Here is a 20,716-nt window from a genome sequence, read left to right as displayed (position 1 = left end):
AAGAGGTAATTATCTCTTTCTTATCTCTCGGTATAAAGATTAATACCGCTGGATTTAGCACCTTGTTTATACAGGTTGCCGGGTTTCACTGGGCCAGTTCCCTCCACCACTCTTGATAAGAGCGTGTTATTTATTTTTTGTATTTATGAACTATTGTAATACTAGAATCCTTTTTTGTCAATACCTTTTTAGACTTTATCTATTTTAATTTATTTCGTATAATATTATGAATTTCTTCTGGAGTATGGCCACTTGCTTCAATTATTGGCACTGGAGGGTTACTATGAGTTGCTCCGCTAGTGCTCAAAACATCTAATCCAGATACCACAATAGCTTTATATTCATCAGAAGTAATATTTTCTAAATTAGAATTCTTATATAGGGTATATACATCATAACCTAGACTTTTTAAATGTTTAATATAAGGTGTTAAAGTGTTTTCAACTATAATTTTGCCTGCCATTATCTCACCTCCATTCAAAATTATTATTTCCTCATTCAAAGATAATATTTATGAGTTTTTTTCCATGCATAATTAGATATAAGGATAGACAAAATATTAAATGAAGTTAAAAGAAATAAATGAAAGGAGTAATTCTATGGCATTAAAAAATCCTATTAATATGGGAAATATTAACCAGATGGAATTGCAGAACATTAGAGAGATTATAGGTGCACACCAAAACATGGTTACAAAATATGATTTTTATTCAAACCAATGTCAAGATCAACAACTTAAACAATTATTTAAACAATCAGGCCAGGATGCACAGACAACGGTTACAAGTTTTATAAATTCATTAAAGTAGGAGGGATAACAAATGCAAGAGAAAGATATGGTAAATGATGCTATAACCACAACTAAAGCTAGTATTGATTGTTATAACAAAGCTATAACAGAGTGTGCTAATCAACAGTTAAGGAGTACATTACAACAATTAAGGAATGAGGCAGAACAATTTCAATATCAATTATTCCAAATAGCTGAACAAAAGGGATATTATGTTCCAGCACCACCTGCTAATGCTAACGATATTCAACAAGTAAAATCAGGACTAACTGGTGGAGGCATGCAGTAGAAAGATTAAAATAAATAATTGTCACCTAGAATATAGCTATAGAGATAATTTACTCGCTATTTCCTAGGTGACAATTTATATATTATTTTCATTGACTTTTTTATTTTATTATGTTACCTTTATAAGGATACAAGACCTTTAAACTGAACCAGAGAGTTCAGAAAGGAAAGCGTAAACAGGGTAATTTATGCCTTCCTTTAAAGGGAGGTTTTTTTACGCAGTCCTTTAACTAGGTCCAGAGAGACTAGAAGGGGGTAAGAATATGAAACATTTAATCGATCCTATGGATATATCCATAGATGAATTGGAAAGTTTATTTAAATTAGCAGAAGAAATAATAAAAAACGAAGATGATTTTAATAATATCTGTAGCCACAAGATATTAGCTACATTATTCTATGAGCCAAGTACAAGAACTAGATTTAGTTTTGAGGCAGCCATGCTAAGACTTGGTGGCCAAGTAATAGGTTTTTCTGAACCTGGCTCTAGTTCTGTAATGAAAGGTGAGAGTATCCCCGATACTATTCGTACCGTTGGCTCCTATGTGGATATTATTGCCATGAGGCATCCAAAGGAAGGGGCACCGAGATATGCTTCCTATTATTCACAAGTTCCTATCATAAATGCAGGTGATGGAGGACATCAACATCCTACCCAAACCTTAACAGATCTATTAACAATAAAGCGGACAAAAGGTCAAATTTCAAATCTAACCATGGGCCTATGTGGAGATTTAAAATTTGGTCGAACAGTTCATTCTCTTATAAAAGCCATGTCAAGGTATGAAAATATAAAATTTATTCTAATTTCTCCTCAAGAATTACAAATACCTGAATATATAAAGATGGAAATTCTTAATAAGAAGAATATCCCTTTCATAGAAGTAGAAAGATTAGAAGATGTAATAGATAAGCTTGACATACTCTATATGACACGAGTACAAAAAGAAAGATTCTTTAATGAGGCAGATTATATTAGATTAAAAGATAGTTATATTCTAGACAAGGAGAAATTGAAACTAGCTAGAAAGGACCTATCTATTCTTCACCCATTACCAAGAGTAAATGAAATAAGTTACGAAGTAGATGAGGATCCAAGGGCCTGCTATTTTGATCAAGTAGAATATGGAATGTTCATTAGAATGGCTCTTATTACCAAATTATTGGGGGTGATGTAATGTTATATATAGATAGCATTACTAAAGGAATAGTAATCGACCATATAAAGGCTGGATATGGTTTCAGTATATTTAAGCATTTAGGATTAGATACAGCAGATTTTACAGTTGCCTTAATAATGAACGTTCCAAGTAAAAAATATGGGGAAAAAGATTTAATTAAGATAGAAAATGTTATCGATGTAGACCTAACCATGTTAGGTTTTATAGATCCAAATATTACTGTAAATATTATTGAAAATGAAAAGATAGTAGAGAAGATAAATCTATCCCTGCCAGAGAAGGTAGAAGGTATAATTGAATGTAAGAATCCTAGATGTGTTACATCAGTTGAGAGAAATATAGTCCATAAGTTCATACTTATAGATGAAGAAAAAGGGACTTATAAATGTGAATATTGCGATCAGATATATAGTTGGGAGGGATAGAATGGATATACTGATTAAAAATTGTAGGATTGTAGATGAAACGAAGGATATGATAGGAGATATATATATTAAAGATGGAAAGATAGTAGACTACGGTAAAAGTTTGGACATAGATTGTAAAACTATAGATGGCACAAAATTAGTGGCCATGCCTTCTTTTATAGATATGCACGCCCATTTCAGAGAACCAGGCTATATTTATAAAGAGGATCTATATACTGGAAGCAAAGCTGCATTAAAAGGGGGATATACCTGTGTAAATTTAATGGCAAATACCCATCCCATATGTAGTAGTATGGAAATAGTGGAATATGTCCTTAATAAATCTAAAGAATTAGATTTAATTGATATCCATCAAACCCTTTCCGCCACTAAAAATTTTGATGGTAAAACTATAGACCATTTAGATCAAATAGACCACAGGGTTAATTTTATATCCGATGATGGAAAAGGAATACAATCCAATAGGACTATGTATCAAGCCATGATTAAAGCCAAGGAGAAAGATTTAACTATAATAGCCCATGAAGAAGACGAAGAACTAGTTTCAATAGATACTAGATTATCTGAAAATATAATGACCTTTAGGGATATATACCTAATTAGATTAACAGGCGCTAAATTACATTTAGCCCATGTTAGTACAAAGGAGGCTATAGAAGAAATAAGGAAGGCTAAAAAGGAAGGATTAAAAATAACTTGTGAAGTAACTCCTCATCATATAGCCTTATATGATAATGAATACAAGGTAAATCCTCCTATAAGGGAAAAAGAGGATGTGGAAGCTATTTTAAAAGGCATTATAGATGGAACGGTAGATATCATAGCTACAGACCATGCTCCCCATTCAAAAGAGGATAAGGAAAAGGGAGCCCCTGGAATATCTGGAATAGAAACGGCCTTTCCCATATGTTATACTTCCTTGGTTAAATCTAATTATATTTCACTTAATAGATTATCCCAACTTATGTCGGGAACCCCTGGCAAGTTGGTGGGAATCAACAAAGGTAAAATCAAAAATGGCTATGATGGGGATATAGTACTAATAGATTTAGATAAACGGGTTATTATCGATGGACATAAATTTATGTCTAAAGGGAAAAATACACCTTTCAATGGAATGGAGTTTTATGGAGAAATAGTAGCCACCATTAGGAAAGGCGAAATAAAATACAATGGGGGGATAACAGTTGATAATTGATAGATTATATGGCGAGGTGGAGAAGAAAGGAAATGTTTGCGTAGGATTAGATACCCATTTATATTATATACCAGATAGGATAAAAGAAAAATTCCAAGACATAGACCATATAATATTTGAATTTAATAAAAGAATAATTGATAAAACCATAGACATAGTCCCTATATATAAATTGCAAATAGCATATTATGAAGCCTATGGTATAGAAGGATTAACGGCTTATAAAAAGACTTTAGAATATATAAGGGATAAGAAAGCTTTGTCTATAGGTGATATTAAAAGAGGAGATATTTCTTCTACAGCTGAAATGTATGGAAAGGCTCATTTTGAAGGAGATTTTGAGGCAGATTTTATAACCTTAAACCCCTATATGGGATTTGATAGTATAACTCCTTATCTCAAGTATATAGAATCAGGAAAGAAAGGAATATTTGTACTTCTTAGAACTTCCAATCCAGGAGCTAAGGATATACAATATCTAGAAATCAACTCACAATTAGCTTCCTCCTGTTATCCTGACACTGACAGTATTAACTTAACCCACCAAAGAACTCATCTCTACTACCATGTGGGGGATAAATTAGAGAAAATATCCTACAAATATATAGGCAGATGTGGCTATAGTTCCATAGGAGCTGTAGTAGGAGGAACCCATATAGATGAAGCTAAGGAGATAAGAAACAGGTATAAAAATATGTTCTTCCTAATTCCAGGCTATGGTCATCAAGGGGGTAAGGGGGAAGATGTAGTTTTATATTTAAATAAGGGAAATGGAGGTATAGTCAACTCTTCCCGGGGAATTATTACAGCCTATAAAAAGCATGAAGATGGAGAGGAGAATTTTGACAAATATGCAAGAGAGGCAGTACTAGCTATGAAGGAGGATATTGAAAGTGAAGGAAGGATATAGAAAGGCAGTAATTTATTCTAATACTCAAATAGCAACTAATATATATGAGCTAAAACTTTCTCTTTGTCATCCTGAGACTGACAGCATTAACTTAACCCTCCAAGGAACTATACAAGCCTTGAATCCTAAAGGCAACCCTGGTCAATTTTATATGATAAGAGGATGGGAAGCTTTAGATCCCTTTTTACTAAGGCCTATTAGCATATGTGATATATCCAACGAAATTATTACTTTTTTATATGAGGTAAGAGGGAAGGGCACCCATATTATATCCAAGTTGAGGCCGGGGGACACTCTGGAACTATTAGGGCCTTTAGGCAATGGATTTAATATGAATTTGAAAGGTAATGTTGCCATTATTTCTGGCGGTATAGGCATAGCACCTATGGTGTATTTAGCAAAGAAATTGGATGCTAGTATAGATTTTTATTGTGGATTTAGAAATGAAGTATACTATACCAATGAAATAAAGAATTATGTAAAAAATATAATTATATCTACAGAAGATGGTTCTGTTGGATATAGAGGATTTATAACTGAGATATTTAAGCCTGAAAAATATGATATAGCCTTTACCTGTGGCCCTCTACCAATGATGAAAAAGGTTTTGGATATATGCCAAGGTAGAATGCCTCTATATATGTCTATGGAAAATCCAATGGCTTGTGGTATAGGCACTTGTTTAGGATGTACTATAGAAACTACTTCTGGAATGAAAAGGGTATGTAAAGAGGGACCAGTTTTCCTAGGAAAGGAGCTAGTTTTTAATGATTGATACAAAGGTAAAAATCTGTGGAGTAGAATTTAAAAATCCAGTAATAGCTGCCTCTGGCACTTTTGGGTTTGGTAGAGAATATGCTGAATATTTTCCTCTATCAAAACTAGGGGGAATAAGTTCTAAAGGGTTAACTTTCCATAAAAAGGAGGGAAATTCGGGAATAAGAATATATGAAACCACAGGAGGGCTTTTAAACAGTATAGGTTTGCAAAATCCAGGAATAGATGAGTTTATAAAAGAGGAGCTTCCCTTTATGGAGAGACAGGATACGGTAATTTTAGCTAATGTAGGAGGTAATACATTAGATGAATATATAAAGACTATTGAAAAATTAAATGGAACTAATATAGATATGGTAGAGTTAAACATATCCTGCCCCAATGTGAAAGAAGGTGGAATGGCCTTTGGAATTAAATCTGAAACCGCCTTTAAAGTAGTAGGTGAAGTAAGAAAGGTATGTAAAAAACCTTTAGTTGTGAAACTATCACCTAATGCAGAAAATATTGTCCATATGGCTGAATCTTGTGTAAAGGCAGGGGCTGATGCTTTATCCCTTGTAAACACCTTTAGTGGTATGGCTATAGATATAAAGACTAGAAAGCCAGTATTCGATAATATCATAGCTGGATTATCCGGCCCTTGTATTAAACCTATTGCCCTACGAATGGTCTATGAGGTAGCAAAGGCAGTTAATGTGCCAATCTTAGGCATTGGAGGCATAATAGACTATGAAGATGTTTTAGAATTTATTATGGCAGGAGCCTGGGCTGTACAGGTAGGTAGTGGTAACTTTATAAAGCCTACTATAACTTTAGATATTATTAATGGTATAGAACAATTTATGATCAATGAAGGAATAAAATCTTTGGAAGAGATAAGGGGGATAATATAAAATGTTAATTGATTTATTAAAGGAAACGGAAGCCTTATTAGAAGGCCATTTTTTACTATCATCAGGAAAACATAGCGATGGATATGTTCAATGTGCTAAACTTTTAATGTATCCAGATAAAGCAGAAAAGGCGGTAAAATTAATAGTAGATCAATTAAAAGATATAGATTTCGATATAGTAGTAGGACCTGCTATGGGAGGCATAATTGTCAGTTATGAACTAGCCCGTCAAACTGCTAAACCTGGTATTTTTATAGAGAGAGAAGATGGGATTATGAAATTTAGACGAGGCTTTGCTATAGAAAAAGGACAAAAGGTTCTAATAGCTGAAGATGTCATAACTACAGGTAAATCCTCTTATGAAGCAATAAAAGTTGTAGAGGCACATGGAGGAGAGGTTGTAGGTATAGGTTGTATTGTAGATAGGAGCAAGGGAAATCTTAAATACCCAGTTTACAGCGGAGTAAAATTAAATATTAATACCTATGAAGAGGAAGATTGTCCCCTATGCAAAAAGGATATTCCAATTATAAAACCAGGTAGTAGAAAAATAGCCCTTAAATAAAGGGGCTATTTTTTATGCTAACATAATTCTATCGCCTTTTGGCAATACTAATTAGAAGCAAAAGATGAAGGATGATTAGTATGATATGGAAAAAAATTAGTTTAAATAAAAGAGAAATAATGGAAAAGTTTAATAACACTTCAGACTTGGTTCTATATGAATTTGAAACTAATTCTAATATTAAGATGATGGCTTGTTATATAGAAGGGTTTATTGATAGAGAATTGTTTGATAGAGATATATTAAAACCTTTAATACTGGATTTAAAGAAAGTAAAAGATATAAAAAGAACCATACTTACCTCTAAAATAAAAGAGATAGATTCTATGGAAAATTTAATAGAAGATATATTATCAGGGAATATAGCTATATTTGCTGAAGATTTACCTTTATCCTATACTATAGAGTTAAGTAAATGGGAAAAAAGAGCAGTAGAAGAACCAGAATCTGAATCGGTAGTGAGGGGGCCAAAGGAAGGATTTATAGAAGATATATTTGTAAACAAATCTTTATTGAGGAGAAAACTTAGAACCAATAATCTTGTTTTTGAAGATTTGGTATTGGGGAAACAGACTAGAACAAAAATTAGTATAGCCTATTTACAGGGAATAGTTAACAAAAGAGTATTAGAAGAAGTTAAGAAAAGATTAAGTAAAATCGATATAGATGGAGTATTGGAAAGTGGCTATATTGAACAACTAATTGAAGATAGGCCTTACTCCATTATAGCTACTATAGAGAATACCGAAAAACCTGATGTGGCAGCAGCAAAAATACTGGAAGGAAGAGTAGCCATTTTATGTGATGGCACTCCCCATGTTTTAACGGTACCAAGATTATTTATCGAAGGGGTTATGACTAGTGAGGACTATTATGTAAGGCCTTATTATGCATCATTTCTTAGGTTTTTAAGGGTTACTGCTTTATTAATAAGTGTATTTTCACCAGGAGTATATGTGGCATTACAGCTTTACCATCAGGAGATGATACCAACTGTATTATTGATATCCATGATGGGGGCTAGGGAAGGGGTACCACTACCAGTAGCCTTAGAAACCCTATTAATGGTTTTAACCTTAGAAGTTACTAAAGAATCAGGAGTTAGATTACCAAAAGCAGTTGGTACAACGGTGAGTATTGTAGGAACTTTGGTATTAGGTCAGGCAGCAGTACAAGCAGGTATAGTAAGTGCCCCTACTGTAATTATAATAGCTATAACAGCCATATCAGAATTCGTTGTACCTGCACTAGTACAGGGAGTAGTATTATATAGATTAATTATACTGTTATTAGGAAGTTTTCTAGGTTTATATGGCACAACCTGTGGTTTAATCATTTACATAACTCAAATTATTACCACAGAATCCTTTGGGATTCCCTTTGGACTCCCATTTACTCCAATAAATAAAGAAGGGCTTAAAGATTCAATTGTCAGATTTCCCATATGGAGCTTTATCTATAGGCCAAAGGCTATAGCAAAAAGAAATATTAGAAGACAAAAACCACCAAGGAAAGGGTGAACTTATGAAAAAAATAGTTTTATTAAGTTTTTTCATCCTATCTTTATTGTTAACAGGTTGCTGGAATGCTAGAGAATTAAATGAGCTAGGACTTACATTGGTAATAGGTTTGGACTTAGTAGATGATAAAGTTCTAGTAACAGCAGAAGTAGTTAATCCTACCTACTCTCAGCAAAGTAGTACAACTACAGGACAAGGTAGCTATGTAAAATATGTTCAGGGTGTAGGAAACAATATATATGAAGCCTATAGAGATATTACATTAAAGTTTGACCGAGGGTTGTCTATAGTTCATAACCGAGTCTTTATCCTAGGAGAAGATTTTGCTAAAAAAGGATTGGTCAGTCAGATAGATGAACTATATAGAGATGTGGAACAAAGGGAGACAGCATATCTATTAGTGGCCAAAGGAGGAAAAGCCTATGAAGTAATGGGGATTAATAGTGGATTAGAAGAATTACCTTCTAATTATATAACAAAGATTGTTGAAAATTTTAAATATAATCCAAAGACTGTGGATACTAATTTAGTACAATATATTAAACAATATTATAAGATGGGACACCATTCAATTATTGGGACCATAGAGAAAAAAGAAAAAAAAGTCATTGACCAAACTGTAGAAAAAACTGGAACACAAGATTATGAATTATCGGTAATAGGTTCTGCTATTTTTAATGAAGATGTTTTGGTAGGATATTTAAATGGAAATGACACCAAATCTGTGAACTTTGTCATGAATAAAATTAGAGGTGGAATAATAACTTTTCCAACTCCTACTGCTCAAGTAGAAGGTAGTTCTACTCCACCACCTCCAGTTGAAGGTGAGATGCCAAATAAACAAAAAGACCAAAATTTAAGTTCTGTGATTGTTATTAAAAACAATACAAAAAACGATGTTGAAATGGTTGATGGAAATATAAAACTTAAAACTAAAATTGAACTCAGAGGTTCTCTTGGAGAAGTAGTTGGGAATATAGATGTAGCTGAAAAAGAAAATATTATAAAGCTAGAAGAAGCTTGTTCAAAAGCAATTGAAGATGGTATTAAGAGAGCCTTTAAAAAGGCACAAAAGGAATATGGAATAGATATTTTTGGATATGGTTTAGTGTTTCATAGGAAGTATCCTGAAGAGTGGAAAAGGATAAAGAAAGACTGGGATGAAATTTTTTCTCAAGCAGATTTTGAAATTGAGGTAAATACGGATATAATTAGAACCGGTCTGATAAATACACCTATTAATAAAATAAAGGGGAAATAGTATGGATAAATTAAATAATCAATATGAAATCTCTTACCATCAAGCTGTATTATTACTTATACTTTATAGGATAATGGTTGGATTTACCCATTTACCAGCAGCTAGTATTTTGCCTGGTAATCAAGATATTTGGATAACTATTCTATTTTCAACTTTTTATACAATATTATTGTGTTTACCTTTACTATACCTAAGCAATAAGTTTAATAGTTTAAATTTAATAGAATATATAGAGAAGATTATGGGGAAGACAATAGGAAAAATTATAGGAATATTTTATGTGTTCTTTTTCTTATATGCTACTATTTTGCTTATAAGTATATTCGTTGAAATTTTAGATGCTGCTATATTTCCTGAAACACCTACTTGGGTAACAGCTTCTATGATGCTTATTACAAGTATATATATTGCATATAAGGGATTTGTAGCAGTAGCCAGGTTAGGTGAGTTTATAATTCCTTTTATTTTAGTGATGATTTTATTATTTATAATATTAGGATATAAAAATTATGATTTCACTGTATTATTACCTATTTTGAAAGATTCTAAATTTAAGGATATAAATATAGGTGCTATAGATATAGGATTAAGGTATTTTAATATATTAATCCTTACCATGATAACTCCTAATTTGAAGGATAAAAAAGATCTAAATAAGATTTTTTTTAGATCTCTCATATATTCTATGGTTATTGCATCTATAATAGTAATAGTAGTTCATTCTACATTGGGAATAGAATATGCAAAACATGTTAACTTTCCTTTTTTTACTGTTACTAGGATGGTAGATTTTGGTGAAACAATTCAAGGATTCGATTCATTATATTTGACATCATGGATTGTGGGAAATATTATTAAGATTTCAGGATATCTTTATTTTATAACGGTGGCATTAGGCCAAATAACAAATATAGATAATCGAAAATATATTATTCCCATATCTGTTGTAATACTTATTATTGTACTATTGTTAAAGGATAATAAACCTATATTAGCAGTTAAACAACCTACTCAAAACATAATAACTATCATGGCAGCTATATTTATATTTATTTTACCTTTGATTATTTTAACAGTCTATTTATTTAGAAGAAAAAAATTGTAAGATAAGAGAGTTCCCTTTCACAGGTTTTAATATTTTGTATCGGTTGGTAATAATATGGTAAACCTAGTTCCCTTATCAAATTCACTTTCTACATAGATTGAACCACCATGGGCCTCAACTAATGTTTTGGTAATTGAAAGGCCCAGGCCTGTTCCGCCGGTATCCTTATTTCTAGATACATTTGCTCTGTAAAATCTATCAAATAGAAAGGGTAAATCTTCCTCTTTTATACCTATTCCGTTATCTTCCACAGTTATTTTTACCTGATCTTTTTCCCTAATTAAAGTGACAAAAACCTTACCCCTATCTTTTAAAAATTTCAAAGCGTTAGACAATAAATTATTCATTATCTGTTTAAACCTATTCTTATCCATTATAATTTCAATGTCTTCTTCAATAGAAGATTCCAAAAGGAAATTCTCCTTCTTAAACAAAGGTTTAAACTGAGACAATATGTCCTTTAACTCTTCAGAAATATTAAAATGGGTTTTACTTATATTTAACTCAGCCTCTAGGGTTTTGAAGGTATTTTTTAGATCGTCTACAAGTTTAGCCAATCTATCGATTTCAGTTAATAAAATAGTTAAATGTTCATCAGTTGGCTCCCACACCCCATCAAGTATAGCTTCTACATGGGACTTTAATGTGGTTAAAGGAGTACGTAGTTCATGGGCTATATCTGAAGCATATTTTTTCCTTAAACCCTCCTGTTTTTCCAAGGTTTCTGCCAAATAATTTATTGAATGGGAAAGTTCTTGAATCTCCTCAGTATTTGTCGTTATAGCTGAACGATATTTTAAATTTCCACTTCGCATTTCGTTAGCCGTTTTTGTAATATTCACTAAGGGCCTTGATAACCCTTTAGATAAAAGTATGGAGATAATAAAGCCGAGTATAATAGTGATAATACCGGAAATTATGAAAGAAATAGATAGGGTATCCTTAAATATTAAAGCCGATTCGGTTAAATAGGAATTGTCAATATAGCCTATTATCAGAGTCCCAACTACATTATCCCTATCTAATAGGGAAAAAGTCTTCTCTACATATTTTCCTGTATCCATATTGGAATTTCTCATACCATGACGTCTCATCATCTGTCGCATCATATGTCCCATCATTCCCCTATGCATCATATTAGAATTATTGGAATGACAGATTAAATCATCATTATAATCCCTGATTTCAATATATATTCCTTCCATTGAAGCGTAATTAGAAATATCCCTTGATGTTAAATTATTTCCCTCTTCCAAAAATAGATTATTAATATCCTTACGTATTTTTTCAAACTTCATATTTTGTTCTTCTATTAGATAAGAGTCAAATTTTCTATTGATCATAGTATTGGAAATAAAACTAATAATAAATATGGAAATCAAAATTGCAATAGTGAAACTAAAGGTTAATTTTCTAGATAAGGGCATTTTACATTCCTCCAAACTTATATCCAACTCCATATACAGTAATTATATAATTGGGACTCTTTGGGTTATCTTCGATCTTTTGCCTGATATTTTTAATATAAGTATCTATAGTTCTATCGAAGCCATCATAATTATATCCAAAAGCCAATTCAATCAATTGTTCTCTAGAAAACACTTGGCCAGGTCTGGTTAATAGGGAGGATAAGATCTTAAATTCATTGGAAGTTAAATATATATTTTCTCTTTTTTTTCTTACTATCATCTTATCTATATCTACTTCCAAATCTCCATCATTAAATACTAATTTTTCAGCTAGAGGATTAGAATCCCTATAAGACCTACGCAATAAAGCTTTAACACGGCTGACTAACTCTCTAGGACTAAATGGTTTAGTAATATAGTCGTCTGCTCCAATAGTAAGTCCTTCGATTTTATCATCTTCATCAACTTTTGCAGTTAACATTATAATAGGTATATCTGAAGTGGCTCTAATAGTAGTACACACTTCCTCACCTGATATCTTAGGCAACATTAAATCTAAAACAATCAAATGAATTTTCTCATTTTTAAATAATTCTAATGCCATCTCACCATCTTCAGCAGTAATGACACGGAATCCTTCTTTTAATAGATATGCTTCTATAACTTCTAGAATATTCTTTTCATCCTCTACAACTAATATTTTTCTATTATTCATAATACCACTCCTTTGGACAATTCACAATTCATCTTAATATATAATACCCTAAAATACAAAAGCTAAGTATAAATGTTTAGATACTTAGCTTTTTAGTAATTAATATTAGATGGTTAGTTTGTATGACTTCTGCCATCTAAAAGAGATTTAATAAGTTTATACCCTAAAACCAATACAACCACAGCAAATAATGCTCTAAATATAAACATACCACCCATGAACCACATACTACCTGGATAGTTGTAGAAACTCAACCAATTACACATAATCTACACCTCCCTATAAACCTTTTTTCATATTCATTATAAAAAATGATTATGGAGGAAATATGAACATTAGATTTTCTTTCTTCATATTTCCTCCATATTTGAGTTCTATAATGAAGTCAAGAAATGAAAAGGAGTGGATTTTATGAAAAAAAAATTGATTATTTTATCTCTAGTATTAATAGTGGGACTAACAGCATCAATTGCATATGCCCAAGTGCCAAAAATCTTACCTAGAACAAATGTGGATTATGAACAATGGGATGATTGGTATAAAGAGAGGATGGAGTGGAGGAAGTCTCAATTAAATCAAGCTGTTGAGGATAAGGAAATCACAGAAGAAGATGCTAAAACTTGGAATGACCATTTTGACTATATGGAAGAATTTCATAGGGAATATGGGCCTATGCCCGGCGGAGGTTGCTTTAGAGGTGGATATGGCTGGAATAATGGAAATGGATTTAGAAATGGTTATGGGCCAGGTATGATGAGAGGATATAGATGGAATAGATAGAAAATTATTAAAATCAGTGTAGCCATGGCTACACTGATTTTAATTGCCTATTTGTTATAATAATGATAATATGTTAGAACATTACAGTTGTAGGGTATGGATATGTAGAGGAGGATAAAAATGGATAAAAATTTATCAAACAAAAAAGAACCTTTATGGACAAAGGATTATATTCTACTGCTAGCTTCTAATCTTCTATTGTTTATCGGTTTTTATATGCTCTTAACAACCTTACCCTATTATGTTTTTGAAATGGGAGGAAGTGGCTCAGATGTTGGAATGATTACGGCTATTCTAGTCATTTCGGCAATTTTTATTAGACCTTTTTCCGGTATTGCATTGGAGACGGCAAACAAAAAACTCTTCCTAGCTTTAGGCATATTTATCTGTTTCATAGCCATAGGTAATTTTACTTTAGCTAATACAGTATTTGCTATAATGCTTATCCGATTTGTCCATGGATTTGGTTGGGGAGTATCAACTACAACCTATGGAACCATTGCATCAGACTTAGTACCTATTTCCCGTAGAGGAGAAGGGATGGGATATTTTAGTTCTGCTGGAACAATTGCTATGTCTATAGGACCACCTTTAGGTATTATGCTTATGCAGAAAAGGGGTTTTTCAAACCTTTTTGTGGGAGCTACAGGTAGTACATTATTGGCATTAATCCTTATCTATTTTATTACAATACCTAAAATAGAAACAGACTCACCAGGGAAAGGATTAAAAGAATTTAGATCTAGATTAGTAGAAAAAGGTGCTTTATTTCCATCCTTTTTAGCCTTGTTGTTAGGATTTACTTATGGTGGCATAACTAGTTTTATAACTTTATTTGGAGAGGAAGTGGGAATAGAGAATGTAGGTTGGTTTTTTACCATAAATGCCATTTTTATATTTATCATCCGTTATATTGCCGGGAGGATATTTGATGAAAAAGGACATTTTTGGGTTATGGTGCCTGGAGCAATTTTTAGCTTCTTAGGGGTGTTCATCTTATCCTATGTGAAATCTACTAGTACTTTGATTTTATCGGCTATCATCTATGGAATTGGCTTTGGAACAGTTCAACCATCATTATTAGCTTGGGCAGTAAATAGTGCAGTTCCAGCCCGTAGGGGTGCAGCCAATGCTACATACTTTTCTGCTTTTGATATAGGTATAGGATTGGGTTCGGTAGTATTAGGAAATATTGGTGAAGTTATAGGTTATAGTAAAATGTATCGTATATCAAGTATTCCAATGGTAGGACTGTTAATATTCTATATAATCTTTGGGACTAAAATAAATCAACTTGAATAAACCTCCATTATATTATAGTATAGAATATACTAGACTAGTGATACGGTATAACATAGATTAATTGGAGGCAAGGGATGGAAAATAATAGAAAACTTACAGAAGGTAATATAACTAGTGCCCTGGTAAAACTTGCTCTACCTATTATGGCCACATCTTTTGTTCAAATGGCCTATAATATGATGGATATGATATGGCTAGGCAGGGTAAGTACCAAGGCAGTAGCAGCTTCAGGGACCGCCGGTTTCTTTACTTGGCTTGGTACAGCTTTTCTAATGGTTCCAAAGATAGGAGCAGAAGTAGGGGTAGCTCAATCCTATGGAAGGGAGGACATGGAATCTGCTAAAAGGTATGTGAAAAATACCTTACAACTGGATACGATTATTGCCCTAATATATTCCCTTATTCTTATAGTCTTTCGACATCAGATTATAGGATTTTTTAATTTAGGGGATAGTGAAGTTATTCAGATGGCTATAGACTATCTAGTAATAATCTCCTTTGGATTAATATTTTATTTTTTAAATCCAGTTTTTTCAGGAATCTATAATGGGTCTGGAAATAGTTCTACCCCTTTTAAAATAAATGCTGCAGGATTAGTAATAAACATGATATTAGACCCATTAATGATCATGGGAATAGGTCCTTTTCCTAAAATGGGGATTAAAGGTGCAGCACTAGCAACCATAATAGCTCAATTTACCGTTACTGTCATATTTATCTATAATAGTAAAACTAGGGAACTATTTAAGGATTTAAATATCTTTCAACCTCTAGATAAAGATTATATTAATACTATATTTAAACTAGGACTACCTACCTCATTGCAAACAGGCTTATTTGCATTAATAGCTATGGTTATAGCGAAAATTATTGCCCAATGGGGGCCTACTCCAATAGCTGTCCAAAAGGTAGGTACACAAATAGAATCCATATCTTGGATGACAGCAGGAGGCTTCTCCACTGCTATATCGGCTTTTGTAGGCCAAAACTATGGGGCAGGAAAATGGGATAGAATAAAAGAAGGTTACCGTAAAGGATTAATCATTGTTGGAATTATAGGAATATTTGCTACCTGTTTATTAATATTTGGGGCCAGCCCTATATTTAGATTATTTATACCCTATGATAAGGAAGCTTTAGGAATTGGAATAAGATATCTAAGAATTCTAGGTCTATGTCAGTTTTTCATGACCATTGAGATAGCGACCCAAGGAGCATTCAATGGACTAGGTAGAACTATACCGCCATCTTTAGTTGGAATAACTTTTAACACTTTGCGTATACCTGCATCTCTAATCCTTTCTTCTACCTATTTAGGATTAGACGGAATCTGGTGGAGTATTAGCGCTAGTGCCACATTAAAGGGAATTGTCCTTCCAACCTGGTATATTTTATTGCTAAAAAAAATACCACAATTGAACAATAAAAGGGGTGCTAATGAAAATGATAGAATACAAGAAAGGGTATTTACAGATAATTAGCGATTTTGAAATAAGGACTATAATGGAGGAAGGCCCGGATATAGATCTATTCATTCCCTTGGATTTAAGAACCTTAAATCTTTATATAGAAGATATGCCTGAATATATGGACAATAGGATTCAGCTTAATGAAGTAAGGAATATTATAATAAGGTTTGCTACAGAAAAAAACAGCAATTCTTGTACAGTCCATTTTTTACGAAACATAGATCTTCAATCTGCTGTGATGAATTTTGTATTCAACTATAAAAATCACCATATAAAATTGAAAAGAAAAGAATATAATGCGGAAATGCATATAATAAGTTCTCTTTAGTGCCTTAACAGGCACTAAAGAGAACTTATTTGAAATAATATTTATCGTTTACTCTATCTTGTAGATACACATTTGAATAGTAAGTAGAAGTATTTTTATAAAGTTTATACCCTTCATCTATACATTTAGAACAAGCATCTCGTGGTATTGTTATGGCAAATATATGGTACCCTCTATCGCTGCTAGAATCAATGGTATTTACACCAGAACATTTTTTACAAACTTTAAATCTCTGTACCTGGTTTTCAAGGATACCATCTGTATCATAATAGATCTGTCTTTCTCTATCTACATAATTATATCCTTTAAATTCTTTCAACCTTAAATCGTCTTTAATCTTCCAACGTTTATATACCAATTCGGATATTTGTTTAATATATTCTGTAATATCCTTTGGCTGTTTTAATTTTTCTTTATTATAATCTGGTTCATGTACCTTGGAATAATCAATACCAGCCATAGCCAATATTATCCCTAGATTAATATAAGGTAAAGCCCCTTCTATAGAATACCCACCTTCTAAAACTGCAATATCGGGATTAAGCCTATCATTTAACTTAGCATATCCTTGAGCTGTAAAATTCATATTGGTAATAGGATCTGTATAATGATTATCCTGACCAGCCGAGTTTATTATTATATCCGGTTTATATTCATCTAAAATAGGTATTACTACATTATCCAATACATATAAAAAACCTTCTTCTCCTGTTCCTGGAGGTAGAGGAATATTCACATTATATCCATAGGCAGCTGGTCCTCCAAACTCTTCAATAAATCCAGTGCCAGGATAAAGGGTTCTTCCATCTTGATGGAAAGAAATAAACAAAGTATCTTTGTCATTCCAATAGATATCTTGGGTACCATCACCATGGTGACAGTCTGTATCTACAATGGCTACTCGTAAATCATCATATTCCTGTCTTATTCTCTCTAACATTACTGCCTCTACATTGACCACACAAAATCCTCTATCTCCATAAACTACCCTATGCGCATGATGTCCAGGAGGGCGAACTAAAGCAAAGGATTTGTCTACCTCTTTTTTCATTATGGCTTGAAAAGCTATAATAGCACCGCCTACTGATATAAGGTGGGATTGGGTAACCCTTGACTTTACATCAGGTACTGGAAAATGTACCCTTTCAATATCCTTCTCTTCAGCAATAATTGGGTTATAAAATTTTATTCCTTCAATATCCTCAATTCCTTCTTCAAATATTTGGTCTTGGGTATATAAAAGCCTTTCTTCCCTTTCGGGATGGGTAGGGCTAATAGCCCAATCGAAAGCAGGGAAGAATACAAGGCCTAGTCTATTCTTAGCCTTAATCATTCATATCACTCCTCAATTCATGGATAAGCCCTGGTTTTACTTGTGCCTTAATCCGTATATTTTTTCCAGTAGTGTAAAAACCCCTTACCATATTAAAACTGTTTTCTTCTACTATTTCTGCCTCTATTTCATCTTTGGTAGCACCTAAGGATAGAGCAGATTCTTTAATTAGCTCCATGGCCCTTTTTCTGGCTTTATCAACAGTATAATTTCTACTTATTTTTTCATATAGCTCTAATTCAGGTACTGAAAGGACTCCTTGAGAAGTATTTGCCACCATATTAATCTCCGTAGTAGGTTTAGCAAGGGCTGCGCCTATTGCATTGGCTACATGGTAATCTTTTGGGAAATAGCAGGGTAGATTGAACTTCTTTTCAAGTATAGAGGCCAATACATTGGCAGGACCACCTATTATATTAATTAGCTTTGGTTCTATTTTCTTTCCATACAATAATTCCTTAACAGTATAAACAGGCTGACTGTTTATTACATATAGAAGTTCATCTACTTTATCCTTGATAATATCTCCCATGTTTTCAAGAATTAATTTTGCCATATCTTTTGGGGTTATATTCAATTTCGTTCCTAATGTTGCCATGGAATTATGAGCTGCTTCCTTATTTCCTTCCTTTATCAAGCCCAATGCTATCATAGCATCAGTAGGAGTAGGCTTAGGACCTCCAAAAGCATAAGGAATTCCTTCCCTCCTTGGACCTATTTTAATCTTACTATTTTCAATGCTAATACTACTATCTCCACCTAAACCTATTGAAACGCTATAAATAGCCCTTACTAAAGTATTATACTTATCTATTTTTATTCCTAAAGGTTCAAATAGAGGGACCCCATCGGCAAGAAAGAATATATCTGTAGTAGTTCCTCCAATATCCAGTAATATGGCATCTTCATTAGTGGGAAGCATAGCATTGATCCCCATAAAGCTGGCAGCAGGACCAGATAGAATGGTTTCCACTGGTTTTTCTTCAGCTGTAGAAATATTCATAGTTCCACCATCGGCTTTTAATATAAATATTGGTGCATCTATTCCCTCTCTTTCTAAAGATTTTCTGATATTATTTGAAAAGTCATTAAAGGTATTATGTACTGCTGAATTTAAATAGGATGTATATACTCGACGGGGGAAATTTAATTTTCCTGACATAGTATGTCCCATAGTAATAGGAGAGAAATCTTTTTCTAAAATCTCTTTTATATTTCTTTCAAACTTGGGATTTCTAGTAGAAAATTTAGTCACTATTGCACAAGAATCAATATTCTTTTCTTTAAATAATCTAATAGATTTCTCAATCTCAGATATTTGAAAACCTTCAATTACTTCACCTCTATGGTCGATATAGCCTGATATAAATACATTTTCATTACCACAAGCTAAAAAATCATAGGGCATACCGGGACCCGATTGGATAATCATTCCAACAGGAGAAGTTTTACTTTCCACAATAGCATTGGTGGATACGGTAGTACTCAAATTAATTCTATCTATTTTATATTTATCGTATCCTGACAACAGTTCTCCTAAAGTAATCCATATAGATTCAAATAGACCATCCCTGTTGGTGGGTTTTTTTACTCGTTTTACTACTCTACCATCCTCTATAATAACTCCGTCTATATTGGTTCCACCCATATCAAGACCAACAATCAATTTTAATCCTTCTCCTTTCCTTACTTTGCTATCTAATAGTATTATATCCCTATTAGGGTGTGAGTATCAAGTTATTACCTTTTTATGTATTTGATATGAATAATATTTATTTATTTGTAAATGTTAATTGTAGAATATAATTGGAGGTGATATTTTGCAAATTCAACTTACCCAAAAAGAGAGAATGTTATTAGAAGATGGAAAGAAGCAAGAAAATTTATGTGCAAAAAAATATCAAAGCTATGCAAACCAAGTACAAGGTCCACAGCTAAAAAATCTATTAATGGAAATTGTCCAGGAAGAGCAGCATCATTATAATATGATCAATCAGATTCTACAAGGAGTGCAACCGGATATGACCCAAAAACCGATTAATATCACTACAGAGGCCCACACTACTTTTCAAGGACCTAGTCCAAAGGATCAAATTCTATTAGAAGATTTGTTATCAACTGAAAAATATGTATCTGGATTCTACGATACTGCAGTCTTTGAAGCGGCAGATCCTAATGTTCGACAAGCACTTCAGCATATACAACAAGATGAACAAGCCCATGGAGAAAAATTGTTTAATTATATGCATAGTCATGGAATGTATGATATTAAATGAAAAGCACCTAGAGTACAATCTAGGTGTTATATTTTATAACCAATAGGTAAGTTTTCACTTATAAAATATTAATTAAAAAAACTTGATCTAAATGGATTTCGAAAAATATCTTACTAACGCTAAGATAGAAGGATCTTTTATAATAGACAAAAAAATAAGAACTATATTGTTTATTTATTATCAAGTAT

General features: G+C 32.6%; 23 protein-coding genes and 1 riboswitch. Of the genes, 17 read left to right on the top strand and 6 right to left on the bottom strand.

Annotated features, from left to right (window positions below; translation table 11 throughout):
• Window positions 1–17 precede the first annotated feature (17 nt).
• A riboswitch (SAM riboswitch) is annotated at window positions 18–122 on the bottom strand.
• 77 nt (window positions 123–199) lie between these two features.
• Window positions 200–463, bottom strand: coding sequence for a YkuS family protein (locus CUL_RS0112190; protein WP_025641986.1), 264 nt, complete (start codon window positions 461–463; stop codon window positions 200–202).
• A 100-nt stretch (window positions 464–563) separates the two neighbouring features.
• On the opposite strand from CUL_RS0112190, the gene CUL_RS0112185 reads away from it, so the two are divergent.
• The 12 genes from CUL_RS0112185 to CUL_RS0112130 all read left to right on the top strand — a co-directional run bounded on the left by CUL_RS0112185 (window position 564) and on the right by CUL_RS0112130 (window position 10,916).
• Window positions 564–809 (top strand): hypothetical protein, encoded by a 246-nt coding sequence (locus CUL_RS0112185; protein WP_201767896.1) that lies wholly within the window; start codon window positions 564–566, stop codon window positions 807–809.
• A 12-nt stretch (window positions 810–821) separates the two neighbouring features.
• On the top strand, window positions 822–1,079 hold the full coding sequence (locus CUL_RS0112180) for a spore coat protein (protein WP_005582247.1): 258 nt from the start codon (window positions 822–824) through the stop codon (window positions 1,077–1,079).
• Window positions 1,080–1,341: 262 nt separating this feature from the next.
• A complete protein-coding gene (gene pyrB, locus CUL_RS0112175) occupies window positions 1,342–2,256 on the top strand; it encodes an aspartate carbamoyltransferase (protein ID WP_005582248.1) in 915 nt (304 codons plus the stop codon).
• The gene (locus tag CUL_RS0112170) at window positions 2,256–2,684 is read left to right on the top strand and encodes an aspartate carbamoyltransferase regulatory subunit (RefSeq protein ID WP_005582249.1); all 429 of its coding nucleotides are present in this window, start codon (window positions 2,256–2,258) and stop codon (window positions 2,682–2,684) included. Before pyrB ends, CUL_RS0112170 begins: the two co-directional genes overlap by 1 nt.
• Window position 2,685: 1 nt before the next feature.
• Window positions 2,686–3,885 (top strand): dihydroorotase, encoded by a 1,200-nt coding sequence (locus CUL_RS0112165; RefSeq protein WP_025641981.1) that lies wholly within the window; start codon window positions 2,686–2,688, stop codon window positions 3,883–3,885.
• Complete coding sequence (gene pyrF / locus CUL_RS0112160; protein ID WP_025641979.1) at window positions 3,875–4,795, top strand: orotidine-5'-phosphate decarboxylase; 921 nt, start codon at window positions 3,875–3,877, stop codon at window positions 4,793–4,795. Before CUL_RS0112165 ends, pyrF begins: the two co-directional genes overlap by 11 nt.
• Window positions 4,779–5,570 (top strand): dihydroorotate dehydrogenase electron transfer subunit, encoded by a 792-nt coding sequence (locus CUL_RS0112155; RefSeq protein WP_025641977.1) that lies wholly within the window; start codon window positions 4,779–4,781, stop codon window positions 5,568–5,570. Before pyrF ends, CUL_RS0112155 begins: the two co-directional genes overlap by 17 nt.
• Entirely contained in the window at window positions 5,563–6,465 is a 903-nt protein-coding gene (locus tag CUL_RS0112150) for a dihydroorotate dehydrogenase (protein WP_025641975.1), read from the top strand. The genes CUL_RS0112155 and CUL_RS0112150 overlap by 8 nt, the downstream gene beginning before the upstream one ends.
• 1 nt (window position 6,466) lies before the next feature.
• On the top strand, window positions 6,467–7,030 hold the full coding sequence (gene pyrE, locus CUL_RS0112145) for an orotate phosphoribosyltransferase (RefSeq protein WP_025641973.1): 564 nt from the start codon (window positions 6,467–6,469) through the stop codon (window positions 7,028–7,030).
• Between the two features lie 80 nt (window positions 7,031–7,110).
• On the top strand, window positions 7,111–8,550 hold the full coding sequence (locus CUL_RS0112140; protein ID WP_005582257.1) for a spore germination protein: 1,440 nt from the start codon (window positions 7,111–7,113) through the stop codon (window positions 8,548–8,550).
• A gap of 4 nt (window positions 8,551–8,554) precedes the next feature.
• Entirely contained in the window at window positions 8,555–9,811 is a 1,257-nt protein-coding gene (locus CUL_RS0112135; protein WP_025641972.1) for a Ger(x)C family spore germination protein, read from the top strand.
• 1 nt (window position 9,812) lies between these two features.
• Complete coding sequence (locus CUL_RS0112130; protein ID WP_025641970.1) at window positions 9,813–10,916, top strand: GerAB/ArcD/ProY family transporter; 1,104 nt, start codon at window positions 9,813–9,815, stop codon at window positions 10,914–10,916.
• Between the two features lie 26 nt (window positions 10,917–10,942).
• Here the strand turns inward: CUL_RS0112130 and CUL_RS0112125 are convergent, their stop codons facing one another.
• From CUL_RS0112125 to CUL_RS18965, 3 genes are all read right to left on the bottom strand, one after another.
• Complete coding sequence (locus tag CUL_RS0112125) at window positions 10,943–12,343, bottom strand: HAMP domain-containing sensor histidine kinase (RefSeq protein ID WP_025641968.1); 1,401 nt, start codon at window positions 12,341–12,343, stop codon at window positions 10,943–10,945.
• 1 nt (window position 12,344) lies between these two features.
• On the bottom strand, window positions 12,345–13,040 hold the full coding sequence (locus CUL_RS0112120) for a response regulator transcription factor (RefSeq protein WP_025641966.1): 696 nt from the start codon (window positions 13,038–13,040) through the stop codon (window positions 12,345–12,347).
• Window positions 13,041–13,153: 113 nt separating this feature from the next.
• A complete protein-coding gene (locus CUL_RS18965) occupies window positions 13,154–13,306 on the bottom strand; it encodes a hypothetical protein (protein ID WP_157752662.1) in 153 nt (50 codons plus the stop codon).
• 145 nt (window positions 13,307–13,451) lie between these two features.
• Between CUL_RS18965 and CUL_RS0112110 the strand changes: the two genes are divergently transcribed.
• The 4 genes from CUL_RS0112110 (at window position 13,452) to CUL_RS0112095 (ending at window position 16,919) form a co-directional block, all read left to right on the top strand.
• On the top strand, window positions 13,452–13,820 hold the full coding sequence (locus CUL_RS0112110) for a hypothetical protein (RefSeq protein ID WP_005582263.1): 369 nt from the start codon (window positions 13,452–13,454) through the stop codon (window positions 13,818–13,820).
• Between the two features lie 120 nt (window positions 13,821–13,940).
• The gene (locus tag CUL_RS0112105) at window positions 13,941–15,122 is read left to right on the top strand and encodes an MFS transporter (protein WP_025641964.1); all 1,182 of its coding nucleotides are present in this window, start codon (window positions 13,941–13,943) and stop codon (window positions 15,120–15,122) included.
• A 74-nt stretch (window positions 15,123–15,196) separates the two neighbouring features.
• Window positions 15,197–16,603, top strand: a complete 1,407-nt coding sequence (locus CUL_RS0112100; protein ID WP_025641962.1) for an MATE family efflux transporter — start codon at window positions 15,197–15,199, stop codon at window positions 16,601–16,603.
• Window positions 16,566–16,919, top strand: coding sequence for a hypothetical protein (locus tag CUL_RS0112095; protein ID WP_109840802.1), 354 nt, complete (start codon window positions 16,566–16,568; stop codon window positions 16,917–16,919). The genes CUL_RS0112100 and CUL_RS0112095 overlap by 38 nt, the downstream gene beginning before the upstream one ends.
• Before the next feature lie 25 nt (window positions 16,920–16,944).
• Here the strand turns inward: CUL_RS0112095 and CUL_RS0112090 are convergent, their stop codons facing one another.
• A complete protein-coding gene (locus tag CUL_RS0112090) occupies window positions 16,945–18,252 on the bottom strand; it encodes a histone deacetylase family protein (RefSeq protein ID WP_025641960.1) in 1,308 nt (435 codons plus the stop codon).
• Window positions 18,245–19,918, bottom strand: a complete 1,674-nt coding sequence (locus tag CUL_RS0112085) for a hydantoinase/oxoprolinase family protein (RefSeq protein ID WP_005582269.1) — start codon at window positions 19,916–19,918, stop codon at window positions 18,245–18,247. The genes CUL_RS0112090 and CUL_RS0112085 overlap by 8 nt, the downstream gene beginning before the upstream one ends.
• 154 nt (window positions 19,919–20,072) lie before the next feature.
• Between CUL_RS0112085 and CUL_RS0112080 the strand changes: the two genes are divergently transcribed.
• Window positions 20,073–20,528 carry a spore coat protein gene (locus CUL_RS0112080; protein ID WP_005585089.1) on the top strand — a complete coding sequence of 152 codons (456 nt, stop codon included), beginning with the start codon at window positions 20,073–20,075 and terminating at the stop codon, window positions 20,526–20,528.
• The last annotated feature ends 188 nt before the right edge of the window (window positions 20,529–20,716 follow it).

The organism is [Clostridium] ultunense DSM 10521, assembly GCF_000511955.1.
Classification (GTDB): domain Bacteria; phylum Bacillota; class Clostridia; order Tissierellales; family Tepidimicrobiaceae; genus Schnuerera; species Schnuerera ultunensis.
This window is presented reverse-complemented; position numbering and strand designations above follow the sequence as displayed.

What these genes read in the sequence shown, in the direction of transcription:
- CUL_RS0112170 (WP_005582249.1), top strand. Translation starts at nt 2,256, where the DNA reads ATGTTATATATAGATAGCATTACTAAAGGAATAGTAATCGACCATATA.
- CUL_RS0112110 (WP_005582263.1), top strand. Translation starts at nt 13,452, where the DNA reads ATGAAAAAAAAATTGATTATTTTATCTCTAGTATTAATAGTGGGACTA.
- CUL_RS0112135 (WP_025641972.1), top strand. Translation starts at nt 8,555, where the DNA reads ATGAAAAAAATAGTTTTATTAAGTTTTTTCATCCTATCTTTATTGTTA.
- CUL_RS0112190 (WP_025641986.1), bottom strand. Translation starts at nt 463, where the DNA reads ATGGCAGGCAAAATTATAGTTGAAAACACTTTAACACCTTATATTAAA.
- CUL_RS0112100 (WP_025641962.1), top strand. Translation starts at nt 15,197, where the DNA reads ATGGAAAATAATAGAAAACTTACAGAAGGTAATATAACTAGTGCCCTG.
- CUL_RS0112165 (WP_025641981.1), top strand. Translation starts at nt 2,686, where the DNA reads ATGGATATACTGATTAAAAATTGTAGGATTGTAGATGAAACGAAGGAT.
- CUL_RS0112120 (WP_025641966.1), bottom strand. Translation starts at nt 13,040, where the DNA reads ATGAATAATAGAAAAATATTAGTTGTAGAGGATGAAAAGAATATTCTA.
- CUL_RS0112125 (WP_025641968.1), bottom strand. Translation starts at nt 12,343, where the DNA reads ATGCCCTTATCTAGAAAATTAACCTTTAGTTTCACTATTGCAATTTTG.
- CUL_RS0112150 (WP_025641975.1), top strand. Translation starts at nt 5,563, where the DNA reads ATGATTGATACAAAGGTAAAAATCTGTGGAGTAGAATTTAAAAATCCA.
- pyrE (WP_025641973.1), top strand. Translation starts at nt 6,467, where the DNA reads ATGTTAATTGATTTATTAAAGGAAACGGAAGCCTTATTAGAAGGCCAT.
- CUL_RS0112130 (WP_025641970.1), top strand. Translation starts at nt 9,813, where the DNA reads ATGGATAAATTAAATAATCAATATGAAATCTCTTACCATCAAGCTGTA.
- CUL_RS0112140 (WP_005582257.1), top strand. Translation starts at nt 7,111, where the DNA reads ATGATATGGAAAAAAATTAGTTTAAATAAAAGAGAAATAATGGAAAAG.
- CUL_RS0112095 (WP_109840802.1), top strand. Translation starts at nt 16,566, where the DNA reads ATGATAGAATACAAGAAAGGGTATTTACAGATAATTAGCGATTTTGAA.
- CUL_RS0112105 (WP_025641964.1), top strand. Translation starts at nt 13,941, where the DNA reads ATGGATAAAAATTTATCAAACAAAAAAGAACCTTTATGGACAAAGGAT.
- pyrB (WP_005582248.1), top strand. Translation starts at nt 1,342, where the DNA reads ATGAAACATTTAATCGATCCTATGGATATATCCATAGATGAATTGGAA.
- CUL_RS0112185 (WP_201767896.1), top strand. Translation starts at nt 564, where the DNA reads ATGAAGTTAAAAGAAATAAATGAAAGGAGTAATTCTATGGCATTAAAA.
- CUL_RS0112090 (WP_025641960.1), bottom strand. Translation starts at nt 18,252, where the DNA reads ATGATTAAGGCTAAGAATAGACTAGGCCTTGTATTCTTCCCTGCTTTC.
- CUL_RS0112180 (WP_005582247.1), top strand. Translation starts at nt 822, where the DNA reads ATGCAAGAGAAAGATATGGTAAATGATGCTATAACCACAACTAAAGCT.
- CUL_RS18965 (WP_157752662.1), bottom strand. Translation starts at nt 13,306, where the DNA reads ATGTGTAATTGGTTGAGTTTCTACAACTATCCAGGTAGTATGTGGTTC.